The sequence below is a fragment of the Bacillus sp. BR3(2024) genome (assembly GCF_039134555.1).
Taxonomy (GTDB): domain Bacteria; phylum Bacillota; class Bacilli; order Bacillales; family Bacillaceae_G; genus Bacillus_A; species Bacillus_A cereus.
The window spans coordinates 4,329,116-4,347,179 of sequence record NZ_CP152433.1 but is presented as its reverse complement, the minus strand read 5'-3'; the positions used below and the strand labels follow the sequence as shown (position 1 = coordinate 4,347,179).

The following is an 18,064-nucleotide window of genomic DNA, read 5'->3' as shown; positions in this document are numbered from 1 at the left end:
GGAAATCTGTGTTTTATCCCCAACTAGGCAAAGTATTTCTTTGTTATTTAGATAGGTGTTTTTTAAGTCGGTGATTGCGCTAAAAAGATCGAATGTAAAGGAAGTGATCAACATGTCTTCATGGAGCAATAACGTAAATGGATATTGTGGGTGTAATAATCAAAATGGTGTACATGTTGATTCATGCTGTTTTAGTTGCGATGGGACAGTTCCTAAGGTTGGTCCAACCGGTCCGACGGGGGCAACAGGAGCAACAGGTGGCACAGGCCCAACGGGAGCAACAGGAGCAACAGGTGGCACAGGCCCAATGGGGGCGACAGGAGTAACAGGCGACACAGGTCCAACGGGAGCGACAGGAATAACAGGAGCAACAGGCCCAACGGGAGCGACAGGAATAACAGGAGCAACGGGTCCAACGGGAGCGACAGGAGTAACGGGAGCAACGGGTCCAACGGGAGCGACAGGCCCAACAGGAGCGACAGGTTCAACAGGGGCAACGGGAGCGACGGGTTCAACAGGAGTGACAGGCCCAACGGGAGCAACAGGCTCAACAGGTCCAACGGGAACGACGGGTTCAACCGGTCCGACAGGAGCAACAGGAGCGACGGGCTCAACGGGTTCAACCGGGGCTACAGGTACAAGTATCACGGCGACATATGCATTTGCAAATAATACGTCGGGAACAGCGATATCGGTAGTTCTTGGTGGAACGAATGTCCCGCTTCCAAATAATCAAAACATCGGTCCAGGAATTACTGTTTCTGGTGGAAACACAGTATTTACGGTTGCAAATGCTGGTAATTATTATATTTCATATACAATTAATATAACGGCTTCATTATTAGTCAGTTCACGGATTACAATTAATGGAGGGGCACTTGCTGGGACGATAAATTCTCCTGCGGTAGCAACCACATCATTTAGTGCAACAATTATTACAACTCTTGCAGCAGGAGATGCTATTAGCTTACAATTATTTGGTTTGTTAGCTGTCGCAACATTATCAACAACTACCCCAGGAGCAGTGTTAACGATAATAAGATTGAGCTAAGCCATAACTCTCTTACTCTTTTAAGATTAAGAGAGTTTCTACATATAATAAGAAATTAATGAAGTAAAGCATAGTTATATAAAAGTCAGAATATTATGATTGTAACGCTATGGTGACTATAATATAATGAAAATAACCATCATGAATGAACATTCATTTATTTTTTATGTATTTGAAGGGGGAATGAAGGTGGAAAAACCATGGTTGAAAAGTTATCCAGAGGAAATTCCGAGTACGGTTTCTTATGATATTCAGCCGCTTCATAGATATGTAGAACAGATGGCTTCTCGCTACCCAGAAAAGAAAGCGCTTCACTTTTTAGGGAAGGATATTACGTTTTCGGACTTCCATGATAAGGTGAAGCGGTTTGCAAATTATCTTCAAAAGCTCGGTGTGGAAAAGGGTGATCGAGTTGCTATTATGTTGCCGAATTGTCCGCAAGCTGTAATTGGTTATTACGGTACATTACTTGCGGGAGGTATCGTAGTACAAACCAATCCACTGTATACAGAAAGGGAATTAGAATATCAGCTTCATGACTCGGGAGCAAAAGTAATTCTTTGTCTCGATTTAGTGTTTCCAAGAGTAACGAATGTTCAATCTGCTACAAAAATTGAGCATATTATCGTAACTCGTATTGCAGACTTTTTACCATTCCCTAAAAATCTATTGTATCCATTTGTGCAGAAAAAACAGTCGAATTTAGTTGTGAAAGTATCAGAGAGTGAAACGATTCATCTTTGGAATTCAGTAGAAAAAGAAGTGAATACGAATGTTGAGGTGCCTTGTGATCCTGAAAATGATCTAGCTCTTTTACAGTACACAGGAGGAACAACCGGATTTCCGAAAGGAGTTATGTTAACGCATAAAAACCTCGTCTCTAACACGTTAATGGGAGTTCAATGGTTATATAATTGCAAAGAAGGAGAAGAAGTCGTTCTTGGGGTTCTTCCATTTTTCCATGTTTATGGTATGACAGCTGTTATGAATTTAAGTATTATGCAAGGATACAAAATGGTCCTTATTCCAAAGTTTGATATGAAAATGGTTTTTGAAGCGATTAAGAAGCATAAAGTGACATTGTTTCCAGGGGCACCAACTATTTATATCGCTCTTTTAAATAGTCCGCTTTTAAAAGAATACGATATTTCTTCTATTCGTGCTTGTATTAGTGGATCAGCACCACTGCCAGTAGAAGTACAGGAAAAGTTCGAAAAAGTTACAGGTGGTAAACTAGTAGAGGGATATGGTTTAACAGAATCCTCTCCGGTTACACATAGTAATTTTTTATGGGAAAAGCGAGTGCCAGGTAGCATCGGAGTTCCGTGGCCAGATACAGAAGCAATCATTATGTCGCTTGAAACTGGTGAGGCATTACCGCCAGGAGAAATAGGTGAAATTGTAGTGAAAGGCCCTCAAATTATGAAAGGATATTGGAATAAGCCAGAGGAAACAGCGGCTGTATTGCAAGATGGCTGGCTCCATACAGGTGATGTTGGCTACATGGATGAAGATGGATTCTTCTATGTAAAAGATCGCAAGAAAGATATGATTGTCGCGAGTGGATTTAATGTGTATCCTCGTGAAGTTGAAGAAGTATTATATGAGCATGAAAAAGTGCAAGAAGTAGTGACAATTGGAGTTCCAGATCCGTACCGAGGAGAGACGGTTAAAGCATTTGTTGTGTTAAAAGAAGGTACGGAGTGCTCTGAGGAAGAATTAAATCAGTTTGCACGTAAATATTTAGCGGCTTATAAAGTGCCGAAAGTATATGAGTTTAGAGATGAATTGCCAAAAACGACAGTAGGGAAAATTTTACGCCGTGTTCTAATAGATGAAGAGAAGAGAAAGAATGAGGATGAGCAAACGGGCTAAGGCCCTTTCTTTTTGAAAAAATAGGATTGACACTTTTCTAAATAGTCAGTATTATAAGAATATGAATGACTATTCATTCAGTCATCTTCTTGAAGGGGACAGTAAAGTGAAGAAAAATAGACCGAAATACAATCAAATTATTGATGCGGCAGTCATTGTGATTGCGGAGAATGGGTACCACCAAGCGCAAGTTTCTAAAATCGCAAAGCAAGCTGGGGTAGCTGATGGCACGATTTATTTATATTTTAAAAATAAAGAAGATATATTAATATCCTTATTCCAAGAGAAGATGGGAGAATTTGTCGAAACAATTCGTCAAAAAACAGCAGGAATTGAAAGCGCTGTATCGAAGTTATTCATGTTGGTAGAAACGCACTTCTTGCTGTTGTCGCAAAATGATCCTCTTGCTATCGTTACGCAATTAGAGCTAAGGCAGTCCAATCAAGACTTGCGCCTTAAAATAAATGAAGTATTAAAAGGCTACTTACAAGTTATGGATGAGATTTTAGAGACTGGTATAAAACAAGGTGAATTTCAAGCAGATTTAAATGTTCGCGTGGCAAGACAAATGATCTTTGGAACAGTAGATGAAGTTGTGACCAATTGGGTAATGAGCGATCATAAGTATGATCTGGTCGCACTTTCAAAAACGGTACACGGGCTACTTATTGCAGCTTGTGGTTATCGTCAATAATGGGAGGGATCATGTTGAAATTCCTATCTGTAAGAGTTGAAGATCATATCGCGGTGGCGACATTAAATCACGCACCAGCGAATGCGATGTCTTCACAAGTTATGCATGATGTTACTGAATTAATTGATCAAGTGGAAAAGGATGATAACATTCGCGTTGTTGTTATTCACGGTGAAGGACGTTTCTTCTCAGCGGGAGCAGATATTAAAGAATTTACATCTGTTACTGAAGCGAAGCAAGCAACAGAATTAGCACAGCTTGGACAAGTTACGTTTGAGCGTGTTGAAAAATGTTCAAAACCAGTTATTGCGGCAATTCATGGAGCGGCACTGGGCGGCGGCCTTGAGTTTGCTATGTCTTGCCACATGCGCTTTACAACTGAAAGTGCAAAACTTGGTTTACCTGAATTAACACTTGGATTAATTCCTGGCTTTGCAGGTACACAGCGCTTACCACGTTATGTTGGGAAAGCGAAAGCTTGTGAAATGATGTTAACAAGTACACCAATTACTGGTGCAGAAGCATTAAAGTGGGGACTTGTTAACGGATTGTTCTCTGAAGAATCTCTTTTAGATGATACGCTTAAAGTTGCAAAACAAATTGCTGGAAAAAGTCCAGCAACAACTCGTGCTGTACTAGAGTTATTGCAAACGACAAAATCGTCTCATTACTATGAAGGTGTACAACGTGAATCACAAATTTTTGGTGAAGTATTTACGAGTGAAGATGGAAGAGAAGGTGTAGCTGCATTTTTAGAAAAGCGTAAACCTTCATTTAGTGGCAGGTAGTTCAATTATTTTTTTAATATAAATTAACAGAAAATTAAAATTGATAGAATCTTTCTGAAAAACAAGGGGGTAAATGGAATGAACATCTACGTACTCATGAAACGAACATTTGATACAGAAGAAAAAATCGTAATTAAAAACGGTGCAATTTACGATGGCGAAGCGGAATTCATCATCAACCCTTACGATGAATATGCAATTGAAGAAGCAATTCAAGTAAGAGACGCACAAGGTGGAGAAGTTACAGTTGTAACAGTCGGTGGCGAAGATAGTGAGAAAGAACTTCGTACTGCATTAGCAATGGGCTGTGATAAAGCTGTATTAATTAATATTGAAGATGATGTAGAAAATGGTGACCAGTTCACGACAGCAAAAGTGCTTGCTGAATATTTAAAAGATAAAGATGCAGATTTAATTTTAGGCGGAAACGTTGCAATTGATGGTGCATCTGGACAAGTAGGACCACGCGTAGCTGAAGCGTTAAATATTCCGTATGTAACGACAATTACAAAACTTGAAATTGACGGTACAAATGTGAAGATTGAGCGTGATGTTGAAGGTGATACAGAAGTGATTGCAACTTCATTACCAGTTTTAGTAACAGCACAGCAAGGTTTAAATGAACCGCGTTATCCATCGCTTCCAGGTATTATGAAAGCGAAGAAAAAGCCGCTAGAAGAATTAGAATTAGATGATTTAGATTTAGAAGAAGATGATGTGGAAGCAAAGACAAAAACAATTGAAATCTATTTGCCTCCTAAGAAAGATGCAGGAAAAGTGTTACAAGGCGAGCTGCAAGATCAAGTAAAAGAACTTGTATCGTTGCTCCATACAGAAGCGAAAGTAATCTAATAAAATACGAAATTATATATGCAGGAGGGAAAATCTATGGCTCGTAAAGTATTAGTAATGGGTGAAGTTCGTGATGGATCGCTACGTAACGTTTCTTTTGAAGCGGTAGCAGCAGCAAAAACAATTGCAGAAGGCGGTGAAGTAGTAGGTCTTCTAATTGGAGACAGCGTTGCCTCTTTTGCAAATGAATTGATTCATTACGGTGCAGATCGCGTTGTGACAGTTGAAAATGATAAATTAAAATCATATACATCTGATGGTTATGCACAAGCGTTTTTAGCTGTACATGCTGAAGAAAATCCAGAAGGTATCGTTTTTGGACATACAGCACTTGGTAAAGATTTATCACCAAAATTAGCAGCGAAGCTTGAAGCTGGTTTAGTTTCTGACGTAACTGCTTTAGAGGTTGAAGGTGGAAATGTTATCTTCACTCGTCCAATTTACTCTGGTAAAGCATTCGAGAAGAAGATTGTAACAGACGGCATCTTATTTGCGACAGTGCGTCCAAATAATATTGCAACTCTGGAAAAAGATGAGTCTCGCAGCGGTGACGTATCTTCTATTACAGTTGATGTGAAAGATTTACGTACAATCATTCAAGATGTTGTCCGTAAAACAGCAGAAGGTGTGGATCTTTCTGAAGCAAAAGTTATTATCGCTGGCGGACGTGGTGTGAAGAGTGAAGAAGGCTTTAAGCCATTAAAAGAGTTAGCAGACGTACTAGGCGGCGCTGTTGGGGCATCTCGTGGTGCTTGTGACGCTGAATACTGTGATTACTCATTACAAATTGGTCAAACTGGTAAAGTTGTTACGCCAGACTTATACATTGCATGTGGTATTTCTGGTGCGATTCAGCATTTAGCAGGTATGTCTAACTCAAAAATAATCGTTGCGATTAATAAAGATCCAGAAGCAAGTATCTTTAAAGTAGCTGACTATGGTATTGTCGGTGACTTATTCGAAGTTGTACCTCTTTTAACAGAAGAGTTTAAAAAGTTAAAAGTACATTCATGATTTAAGTACCCTTGAGTTCCAAGTGAAGTACCCCTATATATAGAAAAAGGTGAGAGATCCCCTGTCTCTCATCTTTTTAGTATTTAATCCGTATTTTTATATAGTATAAAGGAACATTTTTTTGTTACAATACATAACGATACATATTATTCGCCACGTATATAAGTTAATGATATACTCTTGGTAGAATATACTTGAAGGAGGAAATAAAATGGCAATTGTAAACGCAAATGACCAAAGCTTCGCAGCAGAAACTAGCGAAGGTGTTGTATTATTAGATTTCTGGGCACCTTGGTGTGGACCTTGTAAAATGATCGCTCCTGTATTAGAGGAAATTGATGCAGAACTAGGCGAAAAAGTAAAAGTAGTAAAAGTAGACGTTGATGAAAACCAAGAAACTGCTCGTCAATTCGAAGTAATGAGCATTCCAGCTCTTTTCGTATTAAAAGACGGTAAAGTAGTTGATCAAGCGTTAGGTTACAAACCGAAAGAAGCGTTAGTAGAATTAGTTTCTAAACACTTCTAAAATAAAAAAAGCTACCATTTGGTAGCTTTTTTTATTTTCTTTTTTACAGTCTTTCCGTTACAATAAAAGAACGTATGTTGGGTGTTTGGGCATAGTATGTTTTCAAGGGAAAATAAAAATGCTAAGTATGTAGAAATGGAGGGAGACGAGTGCACGAACATTTGAAAGAGAAGTTGGCTATTTTACCAGATCAACCTGGTTGTTATTTGATGAAAGATAAGCAAGGAACGGTTATATATGTCGGAAAGGCAAAAGTGCTTAAAAATCGTGTGCGCTCGTACTTTACTGGTTCACATGATGGGAAAACACTGCGGCTTGTAGGAGAAATTGTTGATTTTGAATATATTGTAACCTCTTCGAATTTAGAAGCACTTATTTTAGAGTTAAATCTAATTAAAAAATATGATCCGAAATATAATATTCAATTAAAAGATGATAAAACATATCCTTTTATTAAAATTACGGCGGAGAAGCAACCGCGCTTACTCATTACTCGAAACGTAAAAAAGGATAAAGGGAAATATTTTGGTCCTTATCCAAATGCACAATCTGCTCATGAAACGAAAAAACTGCTAGATCGTATGTATCCACTTCGGAAATGCACGAATATGCCAGATAAAGTTTGTTTGTATTATCATATGGGTCAATGTTTAGCGCCTTGTGTGAAAGAAGTGACGGAAGAACAAAATAAAGAAATTGTAGATGAAATTATTAAGTTTTTAAATGGTGGACATAAAGAAGTTCGTTCAGAACTAGAAATAAAAATGTATGAGGCCTCAGAGAAACTAGAGTTTGAACGTGCAAAAGAGTTGCGTGATCAAATTGCTCATATTGATGCGATTATGGAAAAACAAAAGATGATTATGAGTGACTTAGTAGATCGTGATGTGTTTGGATATGCAGTGGATAAAGGATGGATGTGTGTTCAAGTTTTCTTCGTTCGAAAAGGAAAGCTAATTGAACGTGATGTTTCTATGTTTCCAATTTACGATGAACCAGAAGAGGGTTTTTTAACGTTTATCGGCCAATTTTATGAAAACAGTAGTCATTTTAAGCCGAAGGAAATTGTCGTTCCAGGAAGTATAGACTCGGAATTAGTAGAGCGCTTTTTAGAAGTGGAAGCGACGCAGCCGAAACGTGGTAAGAAAAAAGACCTTGTAGAATTGGCAAATAAAAATGCGAAGATTGCTCTTGAAGAGAAGTTTTACTTAATTGAACGTGATGAAGAACGAACGATTAAAGCGGTAGATCATTTAGGGAAGCAGCTTGGGATTGAAACGCCGTATCGTATTGAAGCGTTTGATAACTCAAATATTCAAGGAACAAATCCCGTTTCTGCAATGATTGCTTTTATCGATGGGAAACCGGCGAAGAAAGAGTATCGAAAATATAAAATTAAAACGGTTCAAGGGCCAGATGATTATGAGTCTATGAGAGAAGTTGTGAGGCGCCGTTATACAAGGGCGCTTAAAGAAAATTCACCTTTACCTGATTTGATTATTATTGATGGAGGAAAAGGCCATCTAGCGGCTGCAAGTGATATTTTAGAGAATGAGCTCGGATTATATATTCCGATGGCAGGTCTTGTAAAAGATGATAAACATAAAACCTCCCATTTAATTATTGGGGATCCACCGGAACCTGTGATGCTTGAGAGAAATAGCCAAGAATTTTATTTATTGCAGCGTATTCAAGATGAGGTGCATCGATTTGCGATTACATTCCATCGTCAATTACATGGGAAATCTGTCATTCAATCAGCATTGGATGATATTCCAGGAATCGGTGATAAACGGAAAAAGGTATTGTTAAAACATTTTGGTTCATTAAAGAAGATGAAAGAAGCTTCTATAGAGGAATTTGTCGAAGCGGGTATGCCGAAAAATGTCGCGGAGACGATTTATACGTATTTAACAGATAAGAAGACGTTGTAGTTTACAACGTCTTCTGTTTTTTGGTATAATTTCTGAAGATTTAAAATAAACTCATCTGAATGAAAATACAAAAAAGTCAACTAAACTGATATGTCTAGTTGACTGTAGGTAATGCTTACACTTCAATGAGATCTTTTATATCCCATTTTACAAGAAATGTAATAGAGTCAGAACGTTTTTTCTTTTCTTCGTATGACTCTGCAACGACGTTCCGTTGCTTTTGGATTTGTTCAGCGATGAATCCGGCTTCTAGTTGATAAGAAGAATGTCGTTTTTGTTTTTGACGTTCTGCGATGAGTGTGCCTTTAAGTTGGAACTGCATTTCACGACGCTTATGTTCAACAATGCTTAAAGTGCCCCAGCCAGCCTTTTCAAAGAACTGAATGACTTCTTCAATTGTTTCTAGCGGATATTTTCTTGCAAGGTTTCTACCAGACCAGTATAAAATACCATCTAAATCGTTGCCGATTAAATCAGGTAGTAATTCTTCACGTAGCAATTCATAAGCGAAGGCGTTCAATGAAACATCTTCTAAAGATGTTGTATCGATTGTATTTTTACTCACAATATTCCCCTCTTTCTATAGGGATTATTATATAACATTTCACATTTATAAAAACAGATTTTTCTTTAGGAAAATCTGAATATATAAGAAGAAAAAAAGAATTGGCAAATTATATGCAAATTATGTATACGTTTTCTTGACGCTTCGACAAAAATAGGAGTAAAATGAACTTGGTATCAAATTATGCTGAAATATTTCGAATAATTTTTTCAGTTTTTCTTATGCCAATAGTGAAAAAACATTATTGTCATAAACTAATCTGAAAACAGCAGTCAAACATTCAAGGGGGGTAATGGGGACATGAAAGGCCGCGAGTATACGTTTCGTAAGTGGCACTCATTAATGGGGGTCATCCCGGTTGGTGTCTTTTTGACGCAACATTTAATTGTAAACAACTTTGCAACACGAGGAGCAGAGGCTTTTAACAAAGCTGCAGGCTTTATGGAGCTCCTTCCATTCCGGTATGCGCTAGAAATTTTCATCATCTTTTTACCGATACTGTACCATGCTATATATGGCTTATATATTGCATTTACAGCTAAGAACAATGCGGTTTCTTACGGTTATTTCCGTAACTGGATGTTCGTCTTCCAAAGAATTTCAGGTATCGTTACGCTGATCTTCATTTCTTGGCACGTCTGGGAAACTCGTATTCAAGCAATGTTAGGTAAAGAGGTAAACTATGATATGATGGCAGATATTTTAAACAATCCAGCTATGTTTGCATTCTACTTAGTTGGTGTTGTTTCAACAATTTTCCACTTTGCAAATGGACTATGGACATTCTGCATTAGCTGGGGAATTACAGTATCTCCACGTTCACAAAGAATCTCTACTTATGTAACATTAGCTATTTTCTTAGGTTTATCTTATGTAGGTGTGAGTGCATTATTAGCGTTCATCGATCCACAGCTAGCAAACCAGTAAGGAGTGGGAGAGCATGAAAGGGAAACTTATAGTAGTCGGCGGTGGCTTGGCTGGCTTAATGGCAACGATTAAAGCGGCAGAAGCAGGAGTAAATGTTGAACTGTTTTCTTTAGTACCAGTAAAACGTTCACATTCTGTATGTGCTCAGGGCGGAATTAACGGTGCCGTAAATACGAAAGGTGAAGGGGATTCTCCATGGATCCACTTTGACGATACAATTTATGGTGGGGACTTCTTAGCGAACCAACCACCAGTTAAAGCAATGTGTGAAGCAGCACCTGGTATCATTCATTTAATGGACCGTATGGGTGTTATGTTCAACCGTACGGAAGAAGGACTTCTTGATTTCCGTCGATTTGGTGGAACGCAACATCACCGTACAGCATTTGCTGGTGCAACAACTGGACAGCAATTACTTTACGCATTAGATGAGCAAGTACGTCGTCACGAAGTAGCAGGACTTGTAACGAAATATGAAGGTTGGGATTTCTTACGAGCTGTTGTTGATGATGAAGGTGTGTGCCGAGGAATCGTTGCACAAGACTTACAAACTATGGAGATTAGAAGTTTCGGAGCAGATGCCGTGATTATGGCAACAGGGGGCCCTGGTATCATTTTCGGAAAATCAACAAACTCCATTATCAATACAGGTACAGCAGCTTCTGCTGTATATCAACAAGGCGCATATTATGCAAACGGTGAGTTCATTCAAATTCACCCAACGGCAATTCCTGGAGACGATAAATTACGTCTTATGAGTGAATCTGCACGTGGTGAAGGTGGACGTGTTTGGACATATAAAGATGGTAAACCATGGTACTTCTTAGAAGAAAAATATCCGGCTTACGGAAACCTTGTACCTCGTGACATCGCAACGCGTGAAATCTTTGATGTTTGCGTAGAGCAAAAACTAGGTATTAACGGTGAAAACATGGTGTACTTAGATCTTTCTCATAAAGATCCAAAAGAACTAGATATTAAACTAGGTGGAATTATTGAAATCTATGAGAAATTTACAGGGGATGATCCTCGTAAACTACCGATGAAAATCTTCCCAGCTGTTCACTATTCAATGGGCGGACTATGGGTTGATTATAAACAGATGACAAACATTCCAGGTTTATTTGCAGCAGGTGAGTGTGATTATTCTATGCACGGTGGTAACCGTCTTGGTGCGAACTCACTATTATCAGCAATTTATGGTGGTATGGTAGCAGGACCAAACGCAATTGAGTATATGAAAGGTCTTTCTAAATCATCTGATGCTGTTTCATCTACTGTATATGAGCAAAATGAATTAATCGAAACAGAGAAATTTAACAATATTTTAACGATGGATGGTAACGAAAATGCGTATGTTCTTCATAAAGAGCTTGGAGAATGGATGACAGATAACGTTACAGTAGTTCGTGAAAATAAAAAATTATTAGAAACAGATGCGAAAATTGAAGAATTAATGGCTCGTTACAAACGTATTAACATTAACGATACAGCAAGATGGAGTAACCAAGGTGCTTCATTTACACGCCAACTTGCAAATATGTTTGAGTTAGCACGTGTTATTACAATTGGCGCATATAACCGTAATGAGAGCCGTGGGGCGCATTACAAACCTGAATTCCCAAATCGTGATGATGCAAACTTCTTAAAAACTACGATGGCAAAATTTGAGGGAGAAGGAAATGCACCAGCATTCCATTACGAGGACGTTGATATTTCGTTAATTAAACCGCGTAAACGTGATTATTCTTCAAAACACGATGTAGCTGCTAAGGGTGAAGAGAAGGGGGATAAACAACATGTCTGAGAAAACAATCCGCCTCATCATTACGAGACAAGACGGGCCAGATGCGCAAGCGTTTGACCAAGAGTTTGAAATTCCATATCGTCCGAATATGAATATTATCTCAGCACTTATGGAAATCCGTCGTAATCCTGTTGATTCAAAAGGGAACCAAACAACTCCGATTGCCTGGGATATGAACTGCTTAGAGGAAGTATGTGGTGCATGTTCGATGGTGATTAACGGAAAACCACGTCAATCATGTACGGCACTTATCGATCAATTAGAGCAACCAATTCGCTTAAAACCGATGAAGACATTCCCGGTTGTACGTGACTTACAAGTTGATCGTAGTCGCATGTTTAATGCTCTAAAACGCGTTAAAGCGTGGATTCCAATTGATGGTACGTATGACCTAGGTCCAGGACCAAGAATGCCTGAGAAAAAGCGTCAATGGGCTTATGAGCTTTCAAAATGTATGACATGTGGTGTTTGCTTAGAATCATGTCCAAACGTAAACAGTAAGTCTGACTTTATTGGACCAGCACCGTTATCACAAGCTCGCTTATTCAACTCACATCCAACGGGTGAAATGCATAAAGCAGATCGCTTACGTGCAATTATGGGAGATGGAGGACTAGCAAACTGTGGTAACTCTCAAAACTGTGTGCAATCATGTCCGAAGGGTATTCCTTTAACAACTTCAATTGCGGCATTAAACCGTGATACAACAATTCAATCGTTCAAAGATTTCTTTGGTAGCGATAATAACTATTAATAAATATTGCCTCTTCATATCGAAGAGGCAATATTTATAACTTTATTTTTCTGTTTATTCTGTTTATTTCAAGGTGAAAAGGAGAGATAACAATGAAGAGGATTTCTTATATTGAAGACTTTGAGCAATGGGAAAGTGGTTTTTCGTTTTACAACCCTGTAAAGGTTCGTTTTGGTGAAGTAGATATGTTTGGACATGTAAATAATGTCGTTGCTTTTACTTATTTTGAAGAAGCTCGTATTGCGTTGTTTAAAGAACTTGGATTTATGCAAGAGTGGACACATGCATCATCAGAAACGATGATCGTTGTTGCGGATTTACAATGTAATTTTATTAAGCAAATATATTTTGATGAACAGCTGAAGGTGTATGTAAAGGCAGGATCGGTCGGGAATTCTTCTTTAGATTTACATTATATGGTGAAGAATGCAGCAGGAGAGGTTTGTTTAGTAGGTCGCGGAATGATGGTTCAAGCTTCGAAAAAAACAGGAAGAGGCGAACCATGGCCTGAAGAATGGAAGAAGAAATTACTACAATAATAGAGTGAAAGAAAAATAAGAGAGCAATTTGCTCTCTTATTTTTTGTCTTCCATCGCTTCTTCTAATGTTAAGTGATGTTTATATAGGTATGTAGCGTATGGATTACCAACGTAGCGTAAGTGCCATGGTTCATAGGCATATTCTGTTGTATCTGTTTTATCTTCTAAGTAACGAATGACAAAGCCGAATTCATGAGCATGTTCCGCGACCCATTTTCCTTCTGCTGTCTCTCCGAAGATAGGCTCTAATTGAAATTTAGCTGATTTTGAACTAATATCCATTGCTAAACCCGTTTGGTGTTCACTTGTACCAGGAATTGCGCTTACCGAATTAGCTTCGGCTTTTCCTTGACGTCTAACGTATGTATCATGCAACGATTTTTGGCGTTTGTATGAACGATAACCAGATACAGCTGTAAGATCAAGCCCTTCTTTTTTCGCAGCTTTGAACATGTTTTCAAGTGCCTCGGCAGCATCTTTGCGCAGCAATGTTTTTTCTTTATCTTTTGGACTAATAAATGGTACATTTGGTCTCGTTAAGTCTTCAGGAATGTATCCATCTGGTAGTTTTCGATGTTTATTAATTAAGACAAGATTAGATTTTGGATTTGTTACAACTGAAAAGTCATTGTCTATTTTCTTTGCATTATGATCAGCTTTTGGAAAAGCAGGAATCTCTTCTTTTTTATGGTTATTATGCTTTTGACTTTCGACAGCTTTTGCTTCATTATGTAGTGGTGTTTTAGAACCAAAGTAAGCGAAAGATGTGATCCCGATTACAATAGTAGTGGCAGAAATAATTATTATCTTTTTCATGATGCCTTGTAATCACAGTCCCTTCTTCATAAAATGTGTATTGTTTTTTTTATTATAAATCTAGTTTGTTGGAAAAGGAATATAAGAGTCATAACGTAATAGAAATGCAAAGAAAATGTCAGAAAATGTGTGAATTTGTAGTATTTTTTTTATATAATTCATTTCTTATCTTTCATGATTTGCATTTTTTATGTAATATATATACATAAGAAGATGTAGCGATTATCGAGAATAAAGAACTTCTTGTATAGACTAGGAGTGAATGGGAATGGATTTTGCAACAATTATTGGACTTATTTTAGGATTTGTAGCAGTGGTAGTAGGGATGGTCGTCAAGGGCGCTGACGTAACAGCCTTATTAAATCCTGCCGCAGCATTAATTATTTTTATCGGTACATTTGCTGCAGTATGTATTGCATTTCCGATGAATCAACTAAAAAGGGTTCCAAAACTATTTAAAGTTCTTTTTGGTTCAAATAAAAAGGATTTAAGTTATGAACAGTTGCTAGAATTATTTGTTCATTGGACATCTGAAAGTAGAAAATACGGTATTTTGTCTTTAGAGCAACAATTAGACAAAATTCAAGATGAATTTCTTTTGCGCGGTATGAAATTTGTGATTGATGGCGTATCCGCAGAAGATTTAGAGCAGATTTTGGAATCTGAATTAGAAGCAATTGAAGAAAGACATGCAAAGGGAGCTGCTATTTTTTCACAAGCTGGTACGTATGCACCGACATTAGGAGTTTTAGGTGCTGTTATCGGTCTTGTAGCTGCGCTTGGTAACTTAACTGATATTGAAAAGTTAGGTCATGCTATTTCGGGTGCGTTTATTGCAACGATTTTTGGTATTTTTTCAGGTTATGTATTATGGCATCCATTTGCAAATAAGTTAAAGCAAAAATCTTCAGCTGAAATTGAGAAAAAACGTTTAATCATTGATTGTTTATTAATGTTACAAGAAGGTACATATCCGTTTATTATGAAGAACCGCATTTTAGGTGCACTTTCTGCAACTGAGCGTAAAAAGCTAGAAAAAGGAGCAGAAAAAAATGCGGAGTAAGAAAAATAGAAGAGGCAAAAAGAAAAAACATGATGAGCATATCGATGAAACGTGGTTAATCCCATATTCTGATATGTTAACGTTGTTATTTGCATTGTTTATCGTTTTATTCGCAATGAGTAGTATAGATGCTGCGAAGTTTAAACAGATGGCAGTTGCTTTTCGAAGTGAATTAGCTGGGGGAACAGGTAACAAAGAATTTTTAAGTGATCAAAAGCCAAATGATGAAAAAGAATTATCAGCAAGTAGCCTTGAGGCAGAACAAGCAAAAAAACAAGAAGAAGCTAGAGCTAAAGAAAAAAAAGAGATGGATGAATTGAAAGCATTACAAAAAAAGATTGATCAATATATTAATGAAAAACAATTATCTTCTTCTTTTCAAACTAAATTAACTGAAAAGGGATTAATGGTGACAATATTAGAAAATATACTGTTTGATTCGGGGAAAGCAGATGTGAAATTAGAATCTTTAGGGATTGCAAAAGAGATGTCTAGCTTACTTGTTTCAGCGTCACCTCGTGAAATTACAGTATCGGGTCATACGGATAATGTCCCTATTGCCAATGCGCAGTTTGCGTCGAATTGGGAATTAAGTACGCAGCGGGCAGTTAATTTTATGCAAGTATTACTGCAAAATAAAGAATTACAACCAGAAAAATTTAGTGCGATTGGATACGGAGAATACCGTTCAATTGCTCCAAACGATACACAAGAAGGAAAGGCAAAGAATAGACGTGTGGAAGTATTTATCTTGCCTTTAACAGAGAAAGTAAAATAAAAGAGGATGGCGAATGCCATCCTCTTTTATTTTACATCAAATGATTTTAAGTTGTCGCGACGGATTTTATCTTTTTCTGAATCTGATTTTTTGAAATCATAATCATATAAAGCGCCTTCCCAATCGCCATACATTGGATTCGGGAAAATAATGAATTTCTCACCAAATTGTGCTTTTGAATCTGCTACTGTTTGGTTACGATCTTTTACAGATTTTCCATCAAAACCTGTGAAATCAGATAAGTTATCACCGAAGAATAAGACAATATCATGGGTTTGAGAAACGAGTTCACGGCGTTTTTCTTTTCCTTTTTCTTTCGGATCTTGTAGTAATATATGTTCTTTCGTTGCTTGAGGAGCACCTACACGCTCAAGATTTTTAATTGTTGCATCTAGTTGATTCGTTTTACGATTTGAGATGTAGTAAATATCTACACCTTTAGACTCTGTATATTTTAAGAAATCAATTGCGCCTGGAAGGGCTTCAGCCTCAGCTTTTTTAATCCAATCATCCCATTTGTAAGGATAGCCTTTGCCTGTTTTTACGCTCATTGCCTGATGAGGACTGTTATCTAAAACAGTTTCGTCTAAATCAAGCACGATAGCAGGTTTTTTCTCTGTCCCTTTTGCAAGAATTGCATCAAGCTTTAATTGACCAATGTTGTACCCTTGGTAGTAAAGTGCTTTCGTTTCACCGGCTGTTTGATACCATAAATCAGCCATTAATTGTTGTTCTGTTAATTTTACTTTCTCTTCTTTCGCCACTGTTTTCTCTGGTGTTCCTGAACATGCTACAAGTGATGTAGATAGAACCGCTACAGATAATAAAGTGGTAATGCCCCTCTTCATCTTCATATGTATCCTCCTTGATGTTAGAAAATCATTTTATATTATATATTAAAATATAATATTTTTATATGAACATTTGCATATTGTCTTTTGTATATATAGTAGTATGTCCTATATTAGAAAGATGAGCAAAATAATAATAGCTGTTTTGACAAGTTTTATTGTCGTAATGACAATTATAATTGACAAAAAGAACTTTGTTATTTACAATTTTAACTAAATAGAACAAATGATGGATTCATGACGATGTTTACATATAAGAGGATGAAGCGTGGTGCTATATTTTGTCTTGAATAAACATAGTCTTTGAAAGAGAGTACGAATGATACTAAAGGGGAGGCTTTATACTTGAGTTTACAAATTCAAAACTTAACGAAACAATTTGAGGAATCAAAAGCAGTTAACGGTTTGCAAATTTCGTTACCAAAAGGTGAAGTACTAGGGTTACTTGGACGAAATGGTGCAGGGAAAACAACAACAATCAAAATGCTTCTCGGATTATTAACGCCTAATGAAGGTTCGATTACATGGGATGGAAAAGCATTTGGAAATAGTGGTGTAACAATTGGGTATTTACCAGAAGAAAGAGGTTTATATACAAAAAGTAGAGTAATAGATCAGCTGCGATATTTTGGTAGATTAGAAGGAATGTCGAAGAAAGAAGTGGATCACGCTATTGATCACTGGTTAGAGCGTTTAGCGATACCAGAATATAAATTTAAAACGGCTGGAGAGCTTTCAAAAGGGAATCAGCAAAAAATCCAATTAATTGCTGCTCTTCTTCATAATCCGGAACTTCTCATTTTAGATGAACCATTCAGCGGCCTTGATCCAGTTAATGCTGGGATGTTAGCTAGTATTATTGAAGAACAAGTACAGAGCGGAAAGACGATTATTTTATCAAGTCATCGTATGGAACAAGTAGAGGCTTTTTGCCAACATGTATGTATTTTGAAAAAAGGTGAAGCAGTCGTAAAAGGACAGCTAAGTGATATTAAGAAAGAATACGGTTTCCGTAATTTAACGATTGAAGATACAGTAGAGAATGAAAAGGGATTAGAAGCTATACATGTATCGTATGAAAAACAACAAGGCCTTCTTTATGTGAAAGTACAAGACGATGCGGAAGCTCTCAAGATTTTGCAACAGTTGCAAGAGCAAGGTGTTAGCTTACGACAATTCAAAATGTTAGAGCCGACGTTAAACGAAATCTTTGTAGAGAGGGCGAAATAA

The 18,064-nt window shown here is 37.4% G+C and carries 18 protein-coding genes; 15 read left to right on the top strand and 3 right to left on the bottom strand.

Annotated features, from left to right (window positions below):
- Positions 1–112: 112 nt before the first annotated feature.
- The 8 genes from V7S45_RS22375 to uvrC all read left to right on the top strand — a co-directional run bounded on the left by V7S45_RS22375 (position 113) and on the right by uvrC (position 8,734).
- Complete coding sequence (locus tag V7S45_RS22375) at positions 113–1,051, top strand: collagen-like protein (RefSeq protein ID WP_342761492.1); 939 nt, start codon at positions 113–115, stop codon at positions 1,049–1,051.
- 189 nt (positions 1,052–1,240) lie between these two features.
- On the top strand, positions 1,241–2,926 hold the full coding sequence (locus V7S45_RS22370; protein WP_000414746.1) for a long-chain-fatty-acid--CoA ligase: 1,686 nt from the start codon (positions 1,241–1,243) through the stop codon (positions 2,924–2,926).
- A gap of 61 nt (positions 2,927–2,987) precedes the next feature.
- Positions 2,988–3,620, top strand: coding sequence for a TetR/AcrR family transcriptional regulator (locus V7S45_RS22365; RefSeq protein ID WP_002001012.1), 633 nt, complete (start codon positions 2,988–2,990; stop codon positions 3,618–3,620).
- 11 nt (positions 3,621–3,631) lie between these two features.
- Positions 3,632–4,408, top strand: a complete 777-nt coding sequence (locus tag V7S45_RS22360) for an enoyl-CoA hydratase (protein ID WP_088345808.1) — start codon at positions 3,632–3,634, stop codon at positions 4,406–4,408.
- A 78-nt stretch (positions 4,409–4,486) separates the two neighbouring features.
- Positions 4,487–5,260 (top strand): electron transfer flavoprotein subunit beta, encoded by a 774-nt coding sequence (gene etfB / locus V7S45_RS22355; protein ID WP_001029028.1) that lies wholly within the window; start codon positions 4,487–4,489, stop codon positions 5,258–5,260.
- 36 nt (positions 5,261–5,296) lie between these two features.
- A complete protein-coding gene (etfA, locus tag V7S45_RS22350) occupies positions 5,297–6,274 on the top strand; it encodes an electron transfer flavoprotein subunit alpha (RefSeq protein ID WP_000101945.1) in 978 nt (325 codons plus the stop codon).
- A gap of 211 nt (positions 6,275–6,485) precedes the next feature.
- A complete protein-coding gene (gene trxA, locus V7S45_RS22345; protein ID WP_001018943.1) occupies positions 6,486–6,800 on the top strand; it encodes a thioredoxin in 315 nt (104 codons plus the stop codon).
- Between the two features lie 149 nt (positions 6,801–6,949).
- On the top strand, positions 6,950–8,734 hold the full coding sequence (gene uvrC, locus V7S45_RS22340; RefSeq protein WP_000544296.1) for an excinuclease ABC subunit C: 1,785 nt from the start codon (positions 6,950–6,952) through the stop codon (positions 8,732–8,734).
- 115 nt (positions 8,735–8,849) lie between these two features.
- Here the strand turns inward: uvrC and V7S45_RS22335 are convergent, their stop codons facing one another.
- The gene (locus V7S45_RS22335) at positions 8,850–9,299 is read right to left on the bottom strand and encodes a YslB family protein (RefSeq protein ID WP_000042226.1); all 450 of its coding nucleotides are present in this window, start codon (positions 9,297–9,299) and stop codon (positions 8,850–8,852) included.
- Between the two features lie 300 nt (positions 9,300–9,599).
- On the opposite strand from V7S45_RS22335, the gene sdhC reads away from it, so the two are divergent.
- From sdhC to V7S45_RS22315, 4 genes are all read left to right on the top strand, one after another.
- Positions 9,600–10,226: a succinate dehydrogenase cytochrome B558 gene (gene sdhC, locus V7S45_RS22330; RefSeq protein WP_000678354.1), complete on the top strand. Its 627-nt coding sequence runs from the start codon at positions 9,600–9,602 to the stop codon at positions 10,224–10,226.
- A gap of 13 nt (positions 10,227–10,239) precedes the next feature.
- Entirely contained in the window at positions 10,240–12,033 is a 1,794-nt protein-coding gene (sdhA, locus tag V7S45_RS22325; protein WP_000676750.1) for a succinate dehydrogenase flavoprotein subunit, read from the top strand.
- The gene (gene sdhB, locus V7S45_RS22320; RefSeq protein ID WP_001291827.1) at positions 12,026–12,787 is read left to right on the top strand and encodes a succinate dehydrogenase iron-sulfur subunit; all 762 of its coding nucleotides are present in this window, start codon (positions 12,026–12,028) and stop codon (positions 12,785–12,787) included. Before sdhA ends, sdhB begins: the two co-directional genes overlap by 8 nt.
- Before the next feature lie 92 nt (positions 12,788–12,879).
- Positions 12,880–13,326 carry a thioesterase family protein gene (locus V7S45_RS22315; RefSeq protein WP_000822734.1) on the top strand — a complete coding sequence of 149 codons (447 nt, stop codon included), beginning with the start codon at positions 12,880–12,882 and terminating at the stop codon, positions 13,324–13,326.
- A gap of 36 nt (positions 13,327–13,362) precedes the next feature.
- On the opposite strand, the gene V7S45_RS22310 is transcribed toward V7S45_RS22315, so the two are convergent.
- A complete protein-coding gene (locus tag V7S45_RS22310) occupies positions 13,363–14,142 on the bottom strand; it encodes a M15 family metallopeptidase (protein WP_000720201.1) in 780 nt (259 codons plus the stop codon).
- Positions 14,143–14,410: 268 nt separating this feature from the next.
- Between V7S45_RS22310 and motA the strand changes: the two genes are divergently transcribed.
- Positions 14,411–15,205, top strand: a complete 795-nt coding sequence (gene motA / locus V7S45_RS22305) for a flagellar motor stator protein MotA (protein ID WP_000344859.1) — start codon at positions 14,411–14,413, stop codon at positions 15,203–15,205.
- Positions 15,195–15,983, top strand: coding sequence for a flagellar motor protein MotB (motB, locus tag V7S45_RS22300; protein ID WP_001256734.1), 789 nt, complete (start codon positions 15,195–15,197; stop codon positions 15,981–15,983). The genes motA and motB overlap by 11 nt, the downstream gene beginning before the upstream one ends.
- A gap of 26 nt (positions 15,984–16,009) precedes the next feature.
- Here the strand turns inward: motB and V7S45_RS22295 are convergent, their stop codons facing one another.
- The gene (locus V7S45_RS22295) at positions 16,010–16,837 is read right to left on the bottom strand and encodes a 5'-nucleotidase, lipoprotein e(P4) family (protein WP_088345812.1); all 828 of its coding nucleotides are present in this window, start codon (positions 16,835–16,837) and stop codon (positions 16,010–16,012) included.
- Positions 16,838–17,179: 342 nt separating this feature from the next.
- On the opposite strand from V7S45_RS22295, the gene V7S45_RS22290 reads away from it, so the two are divergent.
- On the top strand, positions 17,180–18,064 hold the full coding sequence (locus tag V7S45_RS22290; RefSeq protein ID WP_342761491.1) for an ATP-binding cassette domain-containing protein: 885 nt from the start codon (positions 17,180–17,182) through the stop codon (positions 18,062–18,064).

Excerpts from the sequence above, each read along its gene's own strand:
- etfB (WP_001029028.1), top strand. The coding sequence starts at position 4,487 with ATGAACATCTACGTACTCATGAAACGAACATTTGATACAGAAGAAAAA.
- etfA (WP_000101945.1), top strand. The coding sequence starts at position 5,297 with ATGGCTCGTAAAGTATTAGTAATGGGTGAAGTTCGTGATGGATCGCTA.
- sdhA (WP_000676750.1), top strand. The coding sequence starts at position 10,240 with ATGAAAGGGAAACTTATAGTAGTCGGCGGTGGCTTGGCTGGCTTAATG.
- V7S45_RS22360 (WP_088345808.1), top strand. The coding sequence starts at position 3,632 with ATGTTGAAATTCCTATCTGTAAGAGTTGAAGATCATATCGCGGTGGCG.
- V7S45_RS22315 (WP_000822734.1), top strand. The coding sequence starts at position 12,880 with ATGAAGAGGATTTCTTATATTGAAGACTTTGAGCAATGGGAAAGTGGT.
- sdhB (WP_001291827.1), top strand. The coding sequence starts at position 12,026 with ATGTCTGAGAAAACAATCCGCCTCATCATTACGAGACAAGACGGGCCA.
- trxA (WP_001018943.1), top strand. The coding sequence starts at position 6,486 with ATGGCAATTGTAAACGCAAATGACCAAAGCTTCGCAGCAGAAACTAGC.
- V7S45_RS22295 (WP_088345812.1), bottom strand. The coding sequence starts at position 16,837 with ATGAAGATGAAGAGGGGCATTACCACTTTATTATCTGTAGCGGTTCTA.
- motB (WP_001256734.1), top strand. The coding sequence starts at position 15,195 with ATGCGGAGTAAGAAAAATAGAAGAGGCAAAAAGAAAAAACATGATGAG.
- V7S45_RS22375 (WP_342761492.1), top strand. The coding sequence starts at position 113 with ATGTCTTCATGGAGCAATAACGTAAATGGATATTGTGGGTGTAATAAT.
- V7S45_RS22365 (WP_002001012.1), top strand. The coding sequence starts at position 2,988 with ATGAATGACTATTCATTCAGTCATCTTCTTGAAGGGGACAGTAAAGTG.
- V7S45_RS22310 (WP_000720201.1), bottom strand. The coding sequence starts at position 14,142 with ATGAAAAAGATAATAATTATTTCTGCCACTACTATTGTAATCGGGATC.
- sdhC (WP_000678354.1), top strand. The coding sequence starts at position 9,600 with ATGAAAGGCCGCGAGTATACGTTTCGTAAGTGGCACTCATTAATGGGG.
- motA (WP_000344859.1), top strand. The coding sequence starts at position 14,411 with ATGGATTTTGCAACAATTATTGGACTTATTTTAGGATTTGTAGCAGTG.